18 protein-coding genes are annotated in these 19,258 nt (G+C 68.1%); 9 read left to right on the top strand and 9 right to left on the bottom strand.

From position 1 onward, the window contains the following. A complete protein-coding gene (locus tag ACFCV3_RS26780) occupies positions 1–1,254 on the bottom strand; it encodes a multiprotein-bridging factor 1 family protein (protein ID WP_376034301.1) in 1,254 nt (417 codons plus the stop codon). 214 nt (positions 1,255–1,468) lie between these two features. Here ACFCV3_RS26780 and ACFCV3_RS26775 point away from each other — a divergent pair, with 214 nt between their 5' ends. Then, positions 1,469–1,867 (top strand): hypothetical protein, encoded by a 399-nt coding sequence (locus tag ACFCV3_RS26775; RefSeq protein ID WP_376034299.1) that lies wholly within the window; start codon positions 1,469–1,471, stop codon positions 1,865–1,867. A 4-nt stretch (positions 1,868–1,871) separates the two neighbouring features. Here the strand turns inward: ACFCV3_RS26775 and ACFCV3_RS26770 are convergent, their stop codons facing one another. After that, a complete protein-coding gene (locus tag ACFCV3_RS26770) occupies positions 1,872–2,651 on the bottom strand; it encodes a class I SAM-dependent methyltransferase (RefSeq protein WP_376034297.1) in 780 nt (259 codons plus the stop codon). A 123-nt stretch (positions 2,652–2,774) separates the two neighbouring features. Between ACFCV3_RS26770 and ACFCV3_RS26765 the strand changes: the two genes are divergently transcribed. The 4 genes from ACFCV3_RS26765 (at position 2,775) to ACFCV3_RS26750 (ending at position 8,309) form a co-directional block, all read left to right on the top strand. Then, a complete protein-coding gene (locus tag ACFCV3_RS26765; RefSeq protein WP_376034295.1) occupies positions 2,775–4,553 on the top strand; it encodes a chitinase in 1,779 nt (592 codons plus the stop codon). A 113-nt stretch (positions 4,554–4,666) separates the two neighbouring features. Beyond that, positions 4,667–6,328: an FAD-dependent oxidoreductase gene (locus ACFCV3_RS26760; RefSeq protein WP_376034293.1), complete on the top strand. Its 1,662-nt coding sequence runs from the start codon at positions 4,667–4,669 to the stop codon at positions 6,326–6,328. Beyond that, on the top strand, positions 6,328–7,797 hold the full coding sequence (locus ACFCV3_RS26755) for an ATP-binding protein (RefSeq protein WP_376034291.1): 1,470 nt from the start codon (positions 6,328–6,330) through the stop codon (positions 7,795–7,797). The genes ACFCV3_RS26760 and ACFCV3_RS26755 overlap by 1 nt, the downstream gene beginning before the upstream one ends. Before the next feature lie 20 nt (positions 7,798–7,817). Next, positions 7,818–8,309: a GNAT family N-acetyltransferase gene (locus ACFCV3_RS26750; protein ID WP_376034289.1), complete on the top strand. Its 492-nt coding sequence runs from the start codon at positions 7,818–7,820 to the stop codon at positions 8,307–8,309. Here the strand turns inward: ACFCV3_RS26750 and ACFCV3_RS26745 are convergent. Continuing rightward, on the bottom strand, positions 8,302–9,105 hold the full coding sequence (locus tag ACFCV3_RS26745) for a poly-gamma-glutamate hydrolase family protein (protein WP_376034287.1): 804 nt from the start codon (positions 9,103–9,105) through the stop codon (positions 8,302–8,304). The genes ACFCV3_RS26750 and ACFCV3_RS26745 overlap by 8 nt on opposite strands. Before the next feature lie 154 nt (positions 9,106–9,259). On the opposite strand from ACFCV3_RS26745, the gene ACFCV3_RS26740 reads away from it, so the two are divergent. From ACFCV3_RS26740 to ACFCV3_RS26730, 3 genes are read left to right on the top strand one after another with little or no spacing between them, the layout of a single operon-like run. After that, the gene (locus tag ACFCV3_RS26740; protein ID WP_376034285.1) at positions 9,260–9,643 is read left to right on the top strand and encodes a DUF1398 family protein; all 384 of its coding nucleotides are present in this window, start codon (positions 9,260–9,262) and stop codon (positions 9,641–9,643) included. Further along, on the top strand, positions 9,640–10,746 hold the full coding sequence (locus ACFCV3_RS26735; RefSeq protein WP_376034283.1) for a serine hydrolase domain-containing protein: 1,107 nt from the start codon (positions 9,640–9,642) through the stop codon (positions 10,744–10,746). The genes ACFCV3_RS26740 and ACFCV3_RS26735 overlap by 4 nt, the downstream gene beginning before the upstream one ends. After that, complete coding sequence (locus tag ACFCV3_RS26730; protein ID WP_376034281.1) at positions 10,731–11,456, top strand: hypothetical protein; 726 nt, start codon at positions 10,731–10,733, stop codon at positions 11,454–11,456. Before ACFCV3_RS26735 ends, ACFCV3_RS26730 begins: the two co-directional genes overlap by 16 nt. Before the next feature lie 352 nt (positions 11,457–11,808). Here the strand turns inward: ACFCV3_RS26730 and ACFCV3_RS26725 are convergent, their stop codons facing one another. Together ACFCV3_RS26725 and ACFCV3_RS26720 are read right to left on the bottom strand one after the other, a co-directional pair. Continuing rightward, positions 11,809–12,738, bottom strand: coding sequence for a sugar kinase (locus ACFCV3_RS26725; protein ID WP_376034279.1), 930 nt, complete (start codon positions 12,736–12,738; stop codon positions 11,809–11,811). Positions 12,739–13,149: 411 nt separating this feature from the next. Next, a complete protein-coding gene (locus ACFCV3_RS26720; RefSeq protein ID WP_376034277.1) occupies positions 13,150–13,770 on the bottom strand; it encodes a bifunctional 4-hydroxy-2-oxoglutarate aldolase/2-dehydro-3-deoxy-phosphogluconate aldolase in 621 nt (206 codons plus the stop codon). A 122-nt stretch (positions 13,771–13,892) separates the two neighbouring features. Between ACFCV3_RS26720 and ACFCV3_RS26715 the strand changes: the two genes are divergently transcribed. Continuing rightward, positions 13,893–15,695 carry an exo-alpha-sialidase gene (locus ACFCV3_RS26715; RefSeq protein WP_376034275.1) on the top strand — a complete coding sequence of 601 codons (1,803 nt, stop codon included), beginning with the start codon at positions 13,893–13,895 and terminating at the stop codon, positions 15,693–15,695. Between the two features lie 2 nt (positions 15,696–15,697). Here ACFCV3_RS26715 and ACFCV3_RS26710 read toward each other — a convergent pair whose 3' ends face one another. From ACFCV3_RS26710 to ACFCV3_RS26695, 4 genes are all read right to left on the bottom strand, one after another. After that, a complete protein-coding gene (locus tag ACFCV3_RS26710; protein WP_376034273.1) occupies positions 15,698–16,474 on the bottom strand; it encodes a hypothetical protein in 777 nt (258 codons plus the stop codon). A gap of 176 nt (positions 16,475–16,650) precedes the next feature. Further along, entirely contained in the window at positions 16,651–17,796 is a 1,146-nt protein-coding gene (gene dgoD, locus ACFCV3_RS26705; protein WP_376034271.1) for a galactonate dehydratase, read from the bottom strand. Continuing rightward, on the bottom strand, positions 17,793–18,503 hold the full coding sequence (locus ACFCV3_RS26700; protein ID WP_376034269.1) for a FadR/GntR family transcriptional regulator: 711 nt from the start codon (positions 18,501–18,503) through the stop codon (positions 17,793–17,795). Before ACFCV3_RS26700 ends, dgoD begins: the two co-directional genes overlap by 4 nt. Continuing rightward, positions 18,500–19,222, bottom strand: a complete 723-nt coding sequence (locus tag ACFCV3_RS26695; protein WP_376034267.1) for an SDR family NAD(P)-dependent oxidoreductase — start codon at positions 19,220–19,222, stop codon at positions 18,500–18,502. The genes ACFCV3_RS26700 and ACFCV3_RS26695 overlap by 4 nt, the downstream gene beginning before the upstream one ends. Between the last annotated feature and the right edge of the window lie 36 nt (positions 19,223–19,258).

The following is a 19,258-nucleotide window of genomic DNA, read 5'->3' as shown; positions in this document are numbered from 1 at the left end:
CTACTCCCGACGGCGGCCCCAGGACGACTCGCTGCCCACAGTGCGGCCGACCCGCCCGCGTCGAGCCACCAGAAGCTCCAGGTCGTGCAGGCCGGTCAGCGCCGGTGCGCACCGGCGAACGCCGGTCAGAACTCGCTCCGCAGCGACATACAAGTACGTCGTATGCCACTCGTCCGGTAGCTCGATCAGCACCCGCAGTGCGGTCGCCAGCGCCGCTGCGCCCTGGCCGCTCCCGGCAAAGCATTCGGCCATGGCCAGCTCGAGCAGAGCGCGCTCCTCCAATCGCTCGTCCGGGCAGAGCTCCAGCGCCCGAGCGAACATCAAACAGCCCGCCGTCCAATAGCCGAGGCTCGCGCAGACACTGCCCTCCACGACATGCACCTCGTACGGCGTGGGGCCGCCGCCGGTGCTTGCCGAGGGCAACTCATTGGCGTGGCTGAGCACCTCCGGCAGAAGCTCGTGAGCCTCGACGACTCGACCGAGCTGGGCGAGGACGCGTGCGCGCGCCGCCCGGGCCCTGAGCACCTCGCCGGGGTGAACCGGCTCTTGCAGGGCAAGCGCCAGGGCTTCGTCGGCCAGCTCCAGAAGGTGCGCTGGTGCGCATCCCTCAGCCAGCCCGCTGATGGCCTCACGGCTGCGGGCGAGACTGCGAAGCCTGGGCTCGCCGAGCGCGTCTGCCAGCTGGCGGGCGGCCCACCACCAGCGCCTGGCCTCGCCGGCGCGCGCGCATGCGGTGAGGGTCTCCGCGATCGACAGGCTGAGCTCCACCTGCCGGGCGTCGTGCGCCGAGCGATCGCCGGTCGGTGGTGCGCTCAGCTCGCTCACCAGCGCCGGCAGCCGCCGCGCCGCGGGGAGGGACTGGAGGGCACTGGGCCCTTCCGAAAGCACAGCCGAAGGCGCAGTGCGGAGGGCACTTGGAAATGCGGACGCCAGCTGCTGCCAGGCGGTGTCCAGAGAATCCGGCCGGCCTGCGGAGGTGCCGGTGCGGGCCTTGGTGGGCGTCCAGGCTTCGGCGAGTTGGCCGCCGGTGCCGAGCTCGCCGTCGCAGCGGCGCGCCAGATCGGCCGATCCCGGGCGTTGGCCGCGCTCCACCTGGGACAGATAGCTGTGGTCGTATCCGACGCGGCCGGCGAGTTGGCGCAGGCTCAAGCCGGCCGCCTGCCTGCACTGCCGCAACTGCGGGCCGAACGCCGCCCCGCCGGGTGCTGCCCGGGTTTCGGCTTGGCTTTCGGTTTCGGTTCGGGTCTCGGTCACAGGATCGCCCCCGTTCGTGGTGCGGGCCCTCCGGCCCGCTCACTGGTACGCCTGGTGGTTGCGGTGCGTGTCGTGAACCTACAAGGCCCCTCCGACAAAAGCGGTGGTGCTGGGCCGGTGGGCGGCTTCTGCTTGTTTTGCTGGGGTGTGGGCTGTTCGGGGAGCCCACTGCTCACACCTGGTGGGGCAGGTCGCAGGTGGGCAGTCTTTGGGCATGGACACGATGCGGCGGCAGGCTCGGCTCTTTCGGCTGGTGCGGCATGCCGACGCATCCGGGCTCCGGGGGACAGGCACGCTGGCCGAGGGGGTGGAGTGGTCCGACGGCTCCGTCGCGTTGCGGTGGCGTGGTCCCTGGGCGAGCACCTCCAGCTGGGATCGCATGGAAGCGCTGCTCGCCGTGCACGTCACCGACGGCCGGACTCTGCTGCACTGGTCGTCCGACGCGGAGGCGCCGCGCGCGGAGGGCGGCACTGCGCAGCCCGGTGCCAGGTCCCGAAGCGTGGCGCGCCCAGGTGACCAGCCGCCGGCCGTGGTGTGGTTGCCGGCGCCTGGCCTCGACGGACTCTGTGCGCGATGTGGTCAGGTGTGGCCTTGCCTCAGCTGCGGGCCGTAGTGCCTCAGCGAGCGGCCACAGCCAGGAGGTAGCGAGCCGGGAGCTCGATCTCACCTCCTGGGCGGGTCCACTTCTCGGCGATCTTCTCCAGGACGAGGCCGCGGACCTCCTCCAACCGGCCGGCCTTCTCCAGCAAGGGGAAGGTCACGACTCCGAGTGGGTGCTGGGCGATCCGAGTGGTCCAGTACTCCGCTGCGGAGGGGGCGCGGAAGGTCAGCTCGTGCACGGTGGCGGAGACCTCGAAGCCGAACGGGGCAAAGAGCTCTGACAAGGCCTTGGGGTCGTGCCAGTCGATGCGGCCTTCCATGGCCTCGCCGGAGCCGGTGACCTCGCGCACGGTGCGCACCAGGATGCCGATCACCTCGTCGAAACCACCTGGCACCCAGCTGGTCAGCAGGACCCGGCCAGTCGGCGTGGCGACCCGGGCGAACTCGGCTGCGGCTGCTTGTGGGTCGGGAGCGAAGATGACGGCGAAGTTCGACAGCAGGACGTCCACCGACGCATCAGGCAGTGGGATGGCTGCGGCGTTGCCGTTCACGGACGTGACGTCGCGGTCGCCGGTGTTCGCCTGGATCACCGCCCTCAGCCGATCCGCCGGCTCGACAGCCGTCACCCGCGCGCCGAGGTCCGCGGCCAGTAGTGCGGCGTTGCCCGTGCCGGCGCCGACGTCGACCACATGTTCCCCCGGTTGGATCCGGGCCGCCGCAACCAGCTCACGCGCGGCCGGCGCCAGGTCCGCAGCAGTCGACTCATATGTGCCCTGTCCCCAGTCGATATCACTCATGCAGACACCGTAGTCGTGGCGGAGATCGGACACGGGCGGCAATCCGTCACCGTCCGCGCATTGACCCCGGAGTTATTAAGCCTCTCTACTAAATGCACCCCATCCGCCCCCGGGAGGTCCACCATGCGTTCCTGGCGTTCACGGTTCCTCGCTGTCGTCATCGGATTGCTGTTAGTGCTCGTCGGCGGCGCCCGAACCGCGCAGGCGGCGAACATCTTGACCAATCCGGGTTTCGAGAGCGGCTCACTGAGCGGCTGGAGCTGTTCGGGTGGCTCGGTCGTCAGCAGTCCGGTGCGCAGCGGGGGCTTCGCGCTCAACGGTGCGGTGTCCAGTTCGGACTTCGCCCAGTGCAGCCAGACAGTCACGGTCCTCCCGAGTACGACGTACTCGCTGTCCGGGTGGGTGCGCGGCTCCTACGTCTATCTGGGAGTCACCGGGGGCTCCTCCACGTGGACACCATCGGCCACGAGCTACACCCAGCTGAGCCTCTCGTTCACCACCGGCGCGAGCCAGACATCCGCTCAGATCTACGTGCACGGCTGGTACGGCCAACCGGCGTACCAGGCCGATGACATCAACCTGGACGGGCCGGGCGGCAACCCGAACCCGAGTGGACCGGGTGTCCCCGGGACGCCGTCGGTGACCAGTACGACGAACAGCGCGATCGGGCTGAGTTGGGGCGCCTCGACCGGCACTGTCACGGGCTATCGGGTCTATGAAGGCTCGACTGTGGTCCAGACGGTCACTGGTACAACGGCCACCATCAGCGGGCTCGGTGCGTGCACCAGCCACACCTACACCGTTGCCGCGTACAACAGTGCGGGGGAGTCGGCGAAAACGGCAGGTGCCTCGGCCACCACCACAGGGTGCACCAACACCGGGCTGCCGAAGCATGCGCTGATCGGCTACCTGCATGCGAGTTTCGCCAACGGCTCCGGGTACGTGCGGATGGCCGACGTACCGAGTGAGTGGAACATCATCAACCTGTCCTTCGGGGAGCCGACCTCGGTCACCTCCGGCGACATCCGGTTCAACCGCTGCCCTGCGAGCGAGTGCCCTAACGTCGAGAGCGATGCGGACTTCCTGGCCGCTATCAAGGCCAAACAGTCCGCAGGTAAGAAGGTGCTGCTGTCGATCGGCGGACAGAACGGACAGGTCCAGCTGACCACCGCAGGTGCCCGGGACGCGTTCGTGAACTCGGTGAGCGCGATCATCGACCGCTGGGGTCTGGACGGGCTGGACGTCGACTTCGAGGGCCACTCGCTCTATCTCAATGCGAACGACACCGACTTCCGCAACCCGACCACACCGGTCGTGGTGAACCTGATCTCCGCGCTCAAGACGCTCAAGGCCAAGTACGGCGCCAAGTTCGTGCTGACGATGGCGCCGGAGACGTTCTTCGTGCAGATCGGCTACCAGTTCTACGGTCCCGGCACGAACGGTGGCGACAACCGCAGAGGCTCCTACCTGCCGGTGATCCACGCGATGCGGGACGCACTGACCGTCCTGCACGTCCAGGACTACAACTCGGGGCCGGTGATGGGGCTGGACAACCAGTACCACACCATGGGCGGCGCAGACTTCCACATCGCGATGACCGACATGATCAAGGCCGGCTTCCCGGTCGGGACCACCGGACAGACCTTCCCGGGGCTACGTGCGGATCAGATCGCATTCGGCGTACCGGCCGCGACCAGCGCAGGCAACGGCTACACCTCTCCCGCGGACGTGCAGGCGGCGGTGAACTGCCTGGTCAAGGGGCAGAGCTGCGGTGGCTACACGCTGCGCGGCGGGACCTCACCTGCGTTCCGTGGGCTGATGACCTGGTCGATCAACTGGGACAAGTACTACAACTGGGAGTTCCGGAACAACCACGCCCCGTTCCTCGCAGCCCTCCCGTAACGGCGGCTGTAGGCCCATGCCCCGGTTCGGTCCGCGCCCCGCCCCCGTGGACCGAACCAGGGCCTGTGGACAACCGATCCTCATTTGTGGGTTTTCGCTGGTATCAATGAGGCATGACAGCGTCGACTTCCCGCCCGGTGATCCTCACCGTGGACGACGACCCGGGCGTTTCCCGGTCCATCGCCCGTGACCTCCGTCGGCGGTATGCCGAGGAAAACCGCATCGTCCGGGCAGAGACACCGGCCCAGGCCATGGACGCCCTGAAGGAGCTCAAGCTCCGGGGTGAACAGGTGGCGCTGCTGCTGGCCGATTACCGGATGCCCCAGATGTCCGGCATCGAGTTCCTCGAAGCCGCGATGGATCTCTACCCGCTCGCCCGCCGGGTCCTGCTGACGGCGTATGCCGACACGGACGCCGCGATCCAGGCGATCAACGTGGTCGATCTCGACCACTACCTGCTCAAACCGTGGAACCCGCCGGAGGAGAAGCTCTACCCGGTGGTCGACTCGATGCTGGAGCTCTGGAAGTCGACACCGGCGGTGTCGTCCGACGAGACCCGGGTGATCGGTCACCGCTGGTCCGCTCCGTCCTTCGCGGCCCGCGACTTCCTGGCCCGCAACGCCGTGCCGTACCAGTGGCTCGGTGTGGACGACGACGAGAGCCAGCGGCTGCTTGAGGCCGCAGGTCTCGACGGTTCCACCCTGCCGGTGGTCATCACGCCGGACGGGTCGGTGCTGGTCGCACCGACAGAGGCGGAGCTGGCCGACAAGGTCGGTCTGGCGACCAACCCGGCAAAGGAGTTCTACGACCTCGTAGTGGTCGGTGGTGGACCGGCCGGCCTCGGTGCGGCCGTGTACGGCGCTAGTGAGGGGCTGCGGACCGTTCTGGTCGAGCAGGTCGCCACTGGTGGTCAGGCTGGTCAGTCGAGCCGCATCGAGAACTACCTGGGCTTCCCGGACGGAGTGTCCGGTGCTCAGCTGACGGACCGGGCGCGGCGACAGGCAGTCCGGTTCGGCGCCGAGCTGCTGACGGCCCGCCAGGTGGTGGGGCTGGAGACGATCGGTTCGGCCCGGCGGCTCAAGTTCTCCGACGGGAGTGAGATCTCCGCGCACTCCGTCATCCTGGCCACCGGTGTGGCGTACCGGCAGCTCGATGCGCCCGGTATGAACGACCTGTGCGGCCGGGGCATCTACTACGGCGCGGCCACCACCGAGGGGCCGAGCTGCGCCGGCCAGGACGTCTACATCATCGGCGGGGCGAACTCCGCCGGTCAGGCTGCGGTCTATTTCTCGAAACACGCTTCCCGCGTGCATATGCTGGTCAGAGGTCCCTCGCTCGAGGCGACCATGTCGTCGTACCTGATCGATCAGATCGCCGGCATCGACAACATCGAGGTGCACACCTGCACGCAGGTGGTCTCCTGCAAGGGTTCGGATCATTTGGAACGCGTGACGCTGGTCAACAGTGCGACCGGTGAGAGCCGCGAGGTGGACACGGAGTGGATGTTCGTGTTCATCGGGGCGGCCCCACGGACGGACTGGCTGCCCGGCGACCTGCTGCGCGACGAGCGCGGCTTCGTGCTGACCGGTCCGGACCTGCGCGGCCGGCCGCCGGGCTGGGCGCTGGAGCGCGACCCCTACCACCTGGAGACGAGCATGCCCGGCGTCTTCGCGGCCGGGGACGTGCGGGCCGAGTCCGTGAAGCGGGTCGCCTCGGCGGTCGGTGACGGCGCGATGGCCGTGACCTTGGTGCACCGATACCTGGAGATGCTCTGATGACTGCTGCCGACACCGAAGCCGGCGAACTCCGCCGGATGACGCGGGACGAGCTGCGCACGCTGTTCCTGTTCGAGGCGCTGTCCGACGAGCAGCTCGACTGGATCGCCCGCGAGGGCTATGTCACCCACGTCGAGGAGGGCCAGGTCTTCCAGGAGGGTGCCGAGGCCACCTGCTGCTTCATGTTGCTGTCCGGCTCGTTGCGGATGTGCAAGCTGATCCAGGGTGAAGAGGTGGAGACCAACCGCACCTCCCAGCGCGGTGTCTACGCCGGCGCCTTCAACGCCTTCTTCGGCGACAACGAGAGCAACACCTACAACGCCTCGATGTACGTCCTGGAGCCGTCGGACTTCTACGTGATCGACGCCCAGGCGATGGCCACCATGATCAGCACGTGGTTCCCGATGGCGATGCACCTGATCGAGGGCTTCGTGATGGGTACGCGCCGCAGCAACGAGACGATCGGCCAGCGTGAGCGGCTGCTGGCTCTCGGATCGCTGTCCGCGGGGCTGACGCACGAGCTGAACAACCCGGCCGCGGCTGCGGTCCGCGCTGCGGCGACCCTGCGGCAGCGTGTGGCCGGCATGCGGCACAAGCTGGCGATGCTCGCCGACGGGACACTCGACGCGACCAAGCTGCACAAGATCGTCGCGATCCAGGAGGACGCGGTCGAGCGCGTGGCCAAGGCGCGCGACATGTCTGTGATGGAGCAGAGCGACGCCGAGGACGAGCTGTCGGACTGGCTCGACGACCACGGTGTACGTGACAGCTGGGATGTCGCACCGGTGCTTGCCGCGGTCGGTCTGGATACAGCTTGGATGGAGGGCGTGCGTTCCGCCGTCGGCGACGAGTACCTCGAAGGTGCGGTCCGCTGGCTGATGTACACGATCGACACCGAGTCCCTGATGAATGAGATCGATGACTCGGTCACGCGGATCTCGACGCTGGTCGGGGCGGCCAAGCAGTACTCGCAGATCGACAGAGCGCCGTACCAGATCGTTGATCTGCGGGAGCTGCTGAAGTCGACGCTGGTGATGATGTCGGGCAAGCTCGAGGGCCTGACGGTCGTGAAGGAGTTCGACCCGGAGCTGCCGCAGATTCCGGCGTACGCCGCGGAGCTGAACCAGGTCTGGACGAACATCATCGACAACGCGGTCCAGGCGATGAACGGGTCGGGCACGTTGACACTCCGGACCCGGCGCGACGGCCAGTACGTCGTCGTCGAGATCGGTGACACCGGACCGGGGATCCCGGCCGAGATCAAGACCCGGATCTTCGAGCCGTTCTTCACCACCAAGCCGATCGGCGAAGGCACCGGCCTCGGGCTCGACATCTCCTGGCGCATCGTCGTGAAGAAGCACCACGGTGACCTCCGGGTGGACTCCAAGCCCGGGGAGACCTGGTTCAAGATCGTCCTCCCGGTCGACCCCGAAGCCGAGATCCAGGCCCAGGGGGACCTGATCTCTTGAGTTCTCAGAAGATTCGGTTGGTGGAGTTGCCGCCCGCGGCGATGGAGGCCCTGCTCGCGGGAGATCTGGTGACGGCCCGGGCCTTGACCGGGGTTGAGCTCGGCGCGTTGTTCGTCGAGGACCGCGCGAAGTGGCTGTGGGGCTACCGCCTGAAACAGCTCGAGAGTGAGCCCGAGGCGCTGGCGTGGATTGCGCGGGTGGTGGTCGCTGTGCCGGGGGATGAGGTGGTCGGGTACACCGGCTTCCACGGGCCGCCGGATGACGTCGGCATGGTGGAGGTCGGGTACACGGTCGATCCGGCGTACCAGCGGCAGGGTTATGCGACCGCGATGCTCCAGGCTCTGCTCGATCGGGCTGCGGTTGAGCCCGCCGTACGGGTGGTGCGGGCGTCGATCAGTCCGGACAACGTCGGGTCGTTGGAGACGGTGGCGAAGTTCGGGTTCGTGCAGGTCGGCGATCAGTGGGACGACGAGGACGGGCTGGAGCTGCTCTTCGAGCTACCGGTCAAGTGATCGGCTGAGTGGCCTCGAGGTCCGCGATCGCTGCGCGGGTGGCGTTGACGAAGCTCCAGAAGATCGGCTTCGTGGTGTTCTTGCGCTCGGCCCGGGTGTTGGTGCCGAACATCGCCAGCCGCAGGGCTGTCGTGATCTCGAGCTGCGCCCCTTTGCCGAGCAGGGTGCGGTTGGCGATGTTGTCCGGGTCGTCGCCGTTCAGATCGGGAACGTTGACCGCATCGATCGCCCGTACGCCGGCAGCCGTGAATCTCGTGATGAGCCGCGACTTGAGCGTGGCGTTGCGGCCGCCGACGAGCACGGCCTGGGTGCCGTCGGGGAGTCCGGCCTGGGACTCCTTGCAGCCGTGCAGGCCGATCGCGTTGAGTGAGCCGGCTGCCAGGGAACGCGCGACGTGGTCGTCGCAGTTCGCGGACGTGACGTGTAGCTCGCCGTTGCCGGTGCTGCGCAGACCTTCGAACATCCAGTAGTCGTGCACTTGGCCGCTGGTCGCTAGGTCCGCGGGGTGGTAGCCGGCGATCGCCAGGCACAACTCCGACGTACCAGTCTCGATCCCACCGCCGTGCGGAGCCAGGATCACCGTCCGCTGTACGCCGATCCGCTGGGTCAGGTCGTCGTCGAACCATCCATGCCGCCGGAACCGCCGTGCGTAGTCGACTCCTTCGGCCAGCCCGGGATCGGCGTACAGGGCTGTGTTCGACGGGTACTTGTCGGCAACGGCCGACGCCGTCAGCATTCGCGAACCCGCGGCCGCAACCACAGCCATCCCCAGAAAACCCCGCCGTGAGCTACGCATCCACCCACTCTGGGGCCGCGCTCGCCTCTGGGACCTTGCCACCCGGCGTGTCGCGACGCTAAGGACAGGAGGTGTGGCCGATTTGGAGGCCCTGCGGCCGACAGTCACGCTCAGCCGGACGACTACTACCTGTCCTTCGCGACATGATGTCGGCATGTTCACCTTGGAGCAGACCAACGAGATTCATGACCGGCTCGGGAATGCGTCGACGCTGAAGGACTATCTGCTGGCGCTTCGCGCGATCGGCGTGCTGGCGAGCGATTCGTATCTGACTGATGGGCACACGGTGCATCGCGGTGCGGACGGCTACGAGGTCGTGACTGAGCCGGCCCATGAGGTGTTCGAGGTCGCCGCGACCAGCGACAAGGAAGCGTTCGTGGAGCATCTCCGCTTGCATGAGACGGGAGTGACCTCGTACGTCGAGATGTCGCGCGGACTGGCCGAGGCCGGGGTGGAGAAGTGGACGTTCGACACCATGGAGCTGACGATCACGTACTACGACCGGGCGGGGACCGTGCTGCTGTCGGAGTCAGTGTGATCGAGCTGGGGGACCTGCAGGGGTTGGCGGATCGGCTGGTTGCTTCCGGTGAGGTGCCCGGGGCAGTTGTGGGTGTTACTGATGGTCGCGAGCACCGGGTGGTGGCGGCTGGGACCGATGGGCCGGGTGGGGGTGAACTGACTGCCGACGCGGTGTTTCGGATCAGCTCGATGACCAAACCGCTGGCTGCGGTGCTGACGTTGCAGCTGGTTGAGGCTGGGGTGCTGGGGCTGCAGGATCCGATCGAGCGGTGGTTACCGGAGCTCGCTGGGCAGCGCGTCGTACGGCGGCTCGACGGTCCACTCGATGACACGGTACCGGCGGAGCATGCGCCGACTGTTGAGGATCTGCTGGTGATGCGGCTCGGGTTCGGGTTCGCCTTCGAGGTGGAGTCGTGTCCGGTCGCTGAGGCGGCTGGTGGATTGGGTCTCGGACCGCCCAAGCCTTCGACGGTCGCGCTTGATCCGGATCGATGGATCGCGCGGTTCGGTGAGCTGCCGCTGATGGAACAGCCGGGGCGGCATTGGCGGTACGAGCTGGCGTACGGCGTACTCGGGGTGCTGCTGTCTCGGGCCAGCGGGATCGAGTTGCCGGAGCTGTTCCATCAGCGGTTGTTCGAGCCGCTGGGGATGCGTGACTCCGGGTTTGTGGTGCCGGAGCATGCGCGGGATCGACTGGTGCAGAGTTTCGTGGGGACTGAGGTGTTTGACGATGCGGCGAGCAGTGACTGGTTGACGCCGCCGGACTTCCCGCACGCCGGTGGTGGGCTGGTCTCGACTGCTGGTGACTACCTTCGCTTCGTGTCCGCGCTGTTGAACGGCGAGCTGCTGCGGCCGGACCTCGCGGCGGCGATGGTCTCCGATCAGCTGACTGCTGAGCAGTGCTCCGGGGCGTCGGCGCAGATCTTCCTCGACGGCGGGGGATGGGGGTACGGCGTACAGGTCGTTGGAACGCGGTACGGATGGGGTGGTGGGCTGGGGACCCTTTGGTACTCATATCCCGAGGCCGGAATTGGCGCCGTACTGATGACGCAGGTGCTGCCGCCGTCGCCCGCAACGATCGCTGCGTTCGCGGATACCGTGGGGGGATGGGCTTCGAGGTAGACGTACGGTCGGCGTTTCGGCGGGGCGACAGTGCCGAGGTACTGCGGATGGCGACGACTGAGCTCGAACGGGCGCGGGCTGTTGGGGATCCTGCTGGAGAGGTCGAGGCGCTCTATGCGATGTCGCGGGTGTCGATTCGTGGGGAGGATTTGCCGGGCGCGATGAAGCTGGCGCGCGAGGCGCTGGCGGTGGCTGAGCGTTCGGGGGACAAGCGGTTGGAGGAGCGGCCCCGGCATGTGCTTGCCGGGGTGACACGGATGACCGGCGACTTTGTGCGGGCGCGCGAGTTGTATCTGGCGAGTATCGAGCTGAACGAAGCGCTCGGGCAGCCGGAGATGGTCAACTCGGAGTACCACAATCTTGCATTTACCGAGCTCCATCTGGGCAACCTCGCTGTGGCCCGCGAACTGTTCCTGGCCGGGCGCGAACGGGTGTTCCGTGAGGGGTACGACTCGTTCGTCCCCTACGTCTGCGTTGCCGCCGCCGCACTCGCAACCGCCGAGGGGGATCACGCCCTCGCGGCTCGCATGGTCGGCCTCACCGACAGCGCCTACGCCGCGATCGGTCAGATCCCCGACCCCGACGACGCCCTCGAACTCGCCGCGGCCCGCGACGCCGCGATCGCCGTACTGGGCGAGTCCGCCTACCAGACGTCCTACGCGACCGGCGCCGCCCAAACCCCCGCCCAAGCCTTCAGCCACACCAGCTAGACCCGGCACGCGGGATGCAGCCATCGGATGGGTCCACCCATCAGGTTGTGGATTCTCCGCCGCCTGCGAGTACAGAACCCGCAATCTCGTGGGTTCACCCATGAAACGGTGCTGGTGCGTTGGCCCGTGTGGATCGCCTGGGCGACCTCGTTGCCGTGGCGCGGCGATGAGGCGGACCGCCAGGCCATCACAAGTGGGTGATCTGGCGTGGCTTGAGCGTGGGGCGCGGGTGAAGGGAGCAATTGTGATGGCGTGGGGGTCCGGACTTCCATCACCCAGTAAGTGTGCGGGGCGGGTTGGTGGTGAGCGTGGGGCGGCGGCGGAGCGGGTTGGTGGGTGGTGGGGGTCCTGGTTAGCGGAGGGCGGTGCCTTGGGTCTGGGTCAGGAGGGTCAGGTCTTGGCGGGTGGGGAGGGATTCCCAGTCGCCGAGGGCGGTGACGCAGAAGGCGCCTGAGGTGGTGGCTCGGGTTAGGCGGGCTTCTGCGGGGAGGTTGTCGAGGGTGGCGGAGAGGTAGCCGGAGACGAAGGCGTCGCCGGCGCCGATGCTGTCGACGACGGTGACGGGGAGGGCTGCGCTGTGCAGGGTGCCGGCTGCCGTGTGGGACCAGGCGCCTTTGCCGCCGGCGGTGACTACGACCTCGGTAGCGGTGGTGAGAAGGTCGGCGATGGGGTCTTCGGCGGTGGTGAGGATGTCGAGTTCGTCGTCCGAGGCGAACACGGTGTGGACGTGGGGCAGGAGTTCGCGGAGGGCGGTGGCTTCCGCGCGGGACCAGAGGCGGGCTCGGTAGTTCACATCCAGCGAGACCTGTACGCCGTTCGCCGCAGCAGCTTGTACGGCGGCCAGTGTCGCGGCGCGGGTCGACTCCGAGAGGGCGGGGGTGATGCCGGTGACGTGGAGGAGCCTCGGCTGGACTGCTTCCAGAGCGGCGACGCATTCGTCGGCGGTGAGGGTGGAACCGGCGGAACCGCGGCGGTGGTAGCTGACGCGGGTGATGTCGTGGGACGGTTGGTCGAAGGCGATGAAGCCGGTGAAGTCCGTGTCGGAGAAGCGCATTCGGGAGGTGTCGACGGCTTCGGCTCGGAGGGTGCGCTGGATCAGGTGGCCGGGTTCGTCGTTGCCTACGGCACCTAACCAGGTTGCGGTGTGACCGAGTCGGGCTAGGCCGATCGCGACGTTCGTTTCGGAGCCGGCGATGGACAGGTGGGCGTCACCGCCGAGGCGCAGGGCGCGCGGGGTGCGCAGGGAGACCATCGTCTCGCCGATCGTGAGCAGGTCGGTCATCGCTGTACTCCGAGGTCAGTGGTGAGGTTGTTCGCATGCGGCCGGCGAGGTGGGCTGTGGTGCGGATCGCTGCGGCCGAGATGTTGTGTACCCCAGTGCACGCAATTGTGGTTGAGCTGGGCGGGGCGGCGGGGCGGGGAGGCTGGCGGGGTGGTGAGGCTGGGGTGATGGGGTGGTGGGGCTGAGGTGGTGAGGTGGTGAGGCTGGTGGTGGTGAGGCTGGTGGGGCTGGGGGTGATGGGGTGGTGGGGCTGGGGGTGATGGGGTGGTGGGGCTGGGGTGATGGGGTGGTGGGGCTGAGGTGGTGAGGTGGTGAGGCTGGTGAGGCTGGGGGTGATGGGGTGGTGGGGCTGGGGCGGTGGAGCTGACGTGGTGGGCTGGTGGGGCGGGGAGGTTGGGGAGGTGCCTGCGCCTAGGCGGCGAGTGTGGCGAGGAAGGCTTGGGCTCGGGTGGTGAGGTCGGCCAACGAGCCGCCGGTGCCGGCGTCGCCTAGTAGCGGGGAACCGACGCCTACTGCCAGGGCGCCGGCGGCTAGGTATTCGGGGGCGGACTTGGCGTCGACGCCGCCTACTGCGATCAGCGGGGCGTGGGGGAGGGGAGCGGCCAGTTCGCGGAGGTAGGAGGGGCCGTGGACTTTGGCGGGGAAGATCTTGATGGCGGTCGCGCCGAGGTCGAGGGCTGCTACCACCTCGGTGGGGGTGAGGGCGCCGCAGAGCAGGGGGAGGCCGAGGTCGACGGCTCGGTGGGCGCCTTTGGTGATGGCGGGGGTGACGACGAAGGTGGCGCCGGCGGCGGCTACCTCGTCGGCCTGGGCGGGAGTGAGGACGGTGCCGGCGCCGATCAGGATGGTGGGATTGTGGGCGGCCCGGGCCTGCTGGATGGCCTGGACGGCGCCCGGAGTGGTGAGGGAGATCTCGAGCGCGGTGATGCCGGCTTCGACGAGGGTGTCGACGCAGGCGAGGGCGCGGTCGGGGGAGTCGGCGCGGATGATTGCGAGGATGGTGCGCCGGCGCAGTTCGGCTAGCAGGTCCATGAGGACTCCTGAAGACATAGGACGTCTGATGTGCTCTGGTTCCGAGCGCTGAAAGAAGCTAAATTACTGCCTGAGCAACCTGTGAGGTTGTTTACTTTCCGTTCATTTGGAGGCATCCGCCCATGCCCAAACGCCTTCCACTGCTCATCGCGCTCAGTCTGCTCCTGCCGACCGTGCCGATGTACGCCGAGGCCGACAACCAGCCCGCTGCGATCACGCAGACGGTGCTGTTCAACAAGGGAGACGCCGGCTACGGCTGCTACCGCATCCCCGCCATCGTGAAGACCAAGACGGGCGCGCTGCTCGCGTTCGCCGAGGCGCGGCGCACGTATTGCGGCGACTCGCAGGAGATCGACCTGGTCGTGAAGCGGTCGGACGACGACGGCCGGACGTGGTCGGCGGCCAAGACCGTGCTGTCCGGGACGGATGCCGACCCGAACGCGGTGGCCACCCGCGGTAACCCGGTGCCGATCGTCGACCAGGAGACCGGCAAGATCGTGCTGCTGACCACCATGGACCCCGGTACGACGAGTCGCCCGCGGACGCCGTACGTGCAGAGCAGCGTCGATGACGGGCACACGTGGAGCAAGGCCACCAACATCGGGGCGCAGATCGACGACCCGAAGTGGAGCTGGTACGCGACCGGGCCGATGCACGGTATCCAGTTGACCCGTGGCGCGCACGCCGGCCGGATGGTCGCTGGGACGAACTACGACGTCGACGGCCAGGGTGGGGCCCAGCTCGTCTACAGCGACGACAAGGGCGAGACCTGGCACAAGGGTGCGAACGATCTGCGCAGCGACGGCGCGGTCCCGCAGGAGATCAGCGTCGTCGAGAAGGTCGACGGCGGCATCCTGGCGGTGGCTCGCAACAACGCCGGACCGGACGGCGCGAACCGGATGAGTGCGGTCAGCAACGACGGCGGTCAGACCTACGAGGCGCCGTACAAGACGATCGCCGGACTGGTCACGCCGGTCGTGCAGACCTCGGTGCAGCGGCTGCGGGCGGTCGACGAAGGTCACAAGTACAACCGGCTCCTGCACGCCGGGCCGGCCGACCCGGCGCGGCGCCGGTACATGACGATCCGGTCGAGTTTCGACGAGGGGAACACCTGGCAGTCCGTTGCCGACGGCACCCGAATCACCAGTGACTGGTCCGGGTACTCCGACATGGCGATCCTCGACACCGGTGAGATCGGCCTGCTGTACGAGGGCGGTACGGTCGATGCGCGGGATCAGATCCGGTTCGCGCGGTTCACCGAGAACGACATCGGTCACCCGGACGCACCGCTCGGGACGACGACTCCGGATGTGTCCGGGCTGGGTAACCACAGCTACCTGCGCGGCGGTACGACGTCGGTCGCGGGGAAGTTCGGTCAGGCGCGGGACCTCGATGGGACCGATGACGCGATCCAGCTGCCGTTCGCCGAATCGCTGGCGGTCGGTGCCGGTGACTTCACCGCGATGGCATGGGTCAAGTACAACGCCACGACTGGAAACCACGCGATCTTCTGGGGCTACAACATCAACGAGTTCTCGCAGTTCTGGCTGCGGGCCGAGCCGGGGGACAGCCGGATCCGCGGGCTGATCACCACCGGCGGCAAGACTGCGGCGGTGGCAACTACCAGGGCCTACAACGACAATGCGTGGCATCACGTCGCGCTGCAGCGGAAGGGCCTGACGTTGGCGATCTGGGTCGACGGTGCGCAGGTCGCGTCCGTTGCCTCGCCTGCGGGGTCGGTCAGTCCGGGGCGGCCGTTCAAGATGTTCGTCGGGCAGCGGATCGACGGCGCGCATCACTTCAACGGCGCGATGGACGAGGTCCGGATCTACAAGCGGGCGCTGACCGCGGCCGAGATCGGCAGCATCCGCACGAGCAACAGCACGACGGTGCCGAACGTCGTACTGGACCTGCCGCTCGGCTGACATCACACCGGCCTGGCGGAGAAGGTCAGCCGCCAGGCCAGCTCACCGGTTGCCGGTACGACGGCCGCGTCGCCCGGACCGGCCTCGGCCAGATCGAAGACGCGGCCTAGCATCGGCTCGACACCGAGACTCCGGTACGGCGCCTCGGCCGGGAAGCCGGCGAGGTTGCGCCAGAGTGCCGTGGAGACTGGTTGCCCGGGGCAACTGAGGTTCGTGGCGAGCTCGGTGCCGCGGTCGCGGATGACGGTGGACGGGCAATCGACGAGGACCGCACCAACCGCCGTACCGTCGGCCTCGCCGTAGGTGTCGAGGCCGAGGGCCGGCCAAGAGGTGGCAACCCAGGGTGCGTTGGTCGGCCAACTGCCGAGGAGTGGAGCCGCTTCGGGGTAGAGGCGGCATTCGGCTGGTTGGGCGGTGATGGTGGAGTCCACTGCGCAGTCCAGCAAGGCGTGCGCGGCCCAGATGAAGTGATAGCCGGGTGGTGCGGTCAGGTGGTAGTCGACGGTCAAGCTGTTCGCACCAGCGGTGAATGCACGTGTGAGAACGGCATCCTCGTAGGCAACCGAATCGGACCAAGGTTGGTTCCACAGCCCGCCGTGGTCTGGTGTGCCGCGGACCGTGGGGAAGCACTCGTCCAGCCCGCCGGCATCCGTGAACGTGGTGTGGCCGGTCCGCGGTCCGTCGAGTAGTCCCGGGCCGATCCACAACCACTCCCGGTCGGCGAGGTGGAGTGAGGTCCACCTACCACCGTCGGCCGGGTCGATGGTCACGGTCGCCACGGATGCGGCCGACTCAGCAGCCTGTGGTTCTCGCCGCTGCGGCCGTGGGGTTGTGACGCAGAGCCCGTCGACCGGTGGCTGAGGTGGGGTGGGGCTGGCGTCGAGTCCGTCGACCGATGGCTGGGGCGGGGGCGGGGGCTGGGGCCCGGGGGAGTGGGGGGCGTCGCCGGGGGTGCTCACCATTCGGCGAAGGTGCCGTCTTGTTGGGTCCAGAGGGGGTTGCGCCAGGTGTGGCCGGATTTGTCGGCTTCGCGGACGGCGTTCTCGTCGACGGTGATGCCTAGGCCGGGGAGGGGATTGTATTCGGCGTGGCCGTTGGTCCAGGTGAAGGGGGTGGGGTCTACGACGTAGGAGGTGAGGTCGTTGGCGAGGTTGTAGTGGATGCCTCGGCTTTGTTCCTGGATGAGGAAGTTGGGGGTGGCGAAGGAGACCTGGAGGCTGGCGGCCAGGGAGATGGGGCCCAAGGGGCAGTGTGGGGCGAGCATGGCGCCGTGGGTGTCGGCCAGGGAGGCGATGCGGCGGAGTTCGGAGATGCCGCCGGCGTGGGAGACGTCTGGTTGGACTACGGCGATGCCGGCGTTCAGGGGGGCTGCGAACTCGGAGCGGTGGTAGAGGCGCTCGCCCAGGGCGACTGGGACGGTTGAGCTGCTGACTACCTCGGCTAGGTGCAGCATGTGTTCGGGGAGGACTGGTTCCTCGACGAACATTGGTTGTAGGTCTTCGACTGCGTGCAGGATGCGGCGGGCGCCGGCGACGCCGACTCGGCCGTGGAGGTCGATGGCTACGTCTCGGGTGTCGCCCAGTGCAGTGCGGGCTGCGGAGAGTCGCGCGACGATGTCGTTGATCTCGGCAACTGATGGTGACGGGGAGATGCGGCCGCTGCCGTTCATCTTGACGGCGGTCATCCCGGCTGCGACCTGTTCGGCGACCTGGTCGGCTACGGCGGATGGTTCGTCGCCGCCGACCCAGGCGTAGACGCGTGCCCGGTCGCGGACCCGGCCGCCGAGCAGGGACGACACGGGAGCGCCGTACACCTTGCCGGCGATGTCCCACAGCGCGTGGTCGAGCCCTGCGACGGCACTGCTCAGAACGGGGCCGCCGCGGTAGAAGCCGCCCTTGGTGAGGATCTGCCAGTGCCGCTCGATCTGCAGCGGGTCCTGGCCGATCAGGTACTCCGACAGTACGTCGATCGCCGTACGGACGACTTCGGCGCGGCCCTCGACCACGGGCTCGCCCCAGCCGACGACGCCGTCGCTGGTCTCGATCCGGCAGAACAACCAGCGTGGCGGAACAAGGAACGTCTCGATGCGTTCGACCTTCATGAGCCGCGCACCTCGTGGAGGTCTTCAGCGGCCTTGGCCAGCAGCTCGCGCATCGCCTGCTCGGCTGCGACCGGGTCGTGCGCGCGAATCGCTTCCAGGACGCGACGATGGCTCGGCACCGGGTCGTCCGACGGTTTCACCTTGTGGACAAGGCGGTCTCGGTCGGCCAGGCCGGTCTCCATGATCACTTCCATCTTGGTCAGCAGCTCGTTACCCGTTGCCGCCAGCAACGCTCGGTGGAAGGCGAGGTCCGCGGCCACGGCGGCGTGGTCGTCGGTGGCCGACTCCATCGCCGCCATCGCGGTGTCAAGAGCCTCCAGATGCGAGTCCTGAGCCCGTACGGCGGCCAACCGTGCGGCCGCCGGTTCGACGATCCCGCGTACTTCGTGCAGCTCCTCCAGCAGCTCCGGCCGCACATCGGAGTCGGAGAAGTGCCAGCGGATCATGTCGGGGTCGAGCAGGTTCCAGTCCGTTCGCGGGCGGACGAACGTCCCGCGCTTCTGCCGCGCGTCCACCAGCCCTTTGGCGGTCAGCACCTTCAGCGCCTCGCGGACCGCGGTCAGGCTGACCCCCAGGTCGGCCTGCAGATCAGGCACGTTGATGGTCGCGCCCTCCGGGATCGTCCCCGACAGAATGCGCTGCGCCATCACCTCCACGATCTGCCCGTGCAGTCCCCGCTGAATCCCCGCCACAGAGCTCTCCCTCATGCCGAATCCTTGGCGGCTGACCAGCCGCCGTCGACCACAATGCTCGCGGCGGTGACGTAGGACGCCTCCGCCGACAGCAGGAACGCAACCACCTGCGCCACTTCGTCGGGCTGTCCGAGCCGCCCAGCTGCGGTCGCACGAGCGCTCCGCTCCAGGTCCTCAGGCCCGTACCGATCCCACGCGGCGGTCTGGATCGGCCCCGGCAACACCGAGTTCACCCGGATCGAACCGCCGTACTCGACTCCCAGTTGCCGAGCGAGCGCCACCAACGCGCCCTTGCTCGCCGCATACGCCGCGTGCCCCGGGATCCCGGCCAACGCGTGCACCGACGACACCAGTACGACGGAACCCTGGCGCGCCGCGAGATCGTCGTACAGGGCGCGGAAGCCGAGGAACGCGGCGCTGAGGTTCACGTCGAGCTGCCGTTGCCAGGACACCGGCGTCATCTCGTGGGCCGGTCGTACGTCGGAGATGTAGGCGTTGCTGACGAACCCGTCGATCGGCCCGAGTTCGTCGCGGCCGCGGCTCACCACCTCGGCCCAGGTGTCAGGCGACGTGACGTCACCGACCACGCTGAGCGCTTTGCCCGGCACTTCCTTCGACGGGTGGATGTCGACCTGCACCACCGAAGCGCCCTCGCTCAGGGCACGTTCGGCACACGCCGCGCCGATTCCCGACGCGGCTCCGGTCACCACGATCACCCGCCCAGCCAGCCGCACGCGTGTGCCTCCTCCGAAGTCAGCTCTACCCAAGCA

It is taken from the genome of Kribbella sp. NPDC056345 (assembly GCF_042262745.1).
GTDB lineage: Bacteria > Actinomycetota > Actinomycetes > Propionibacteriales > Kribbellaceae > Kribbella.
The sequence above is the reverse complement of the archived record's forward strand: the minus strand, read 5'-3'. Positions and strand labels throughout refer to the sequence as shown.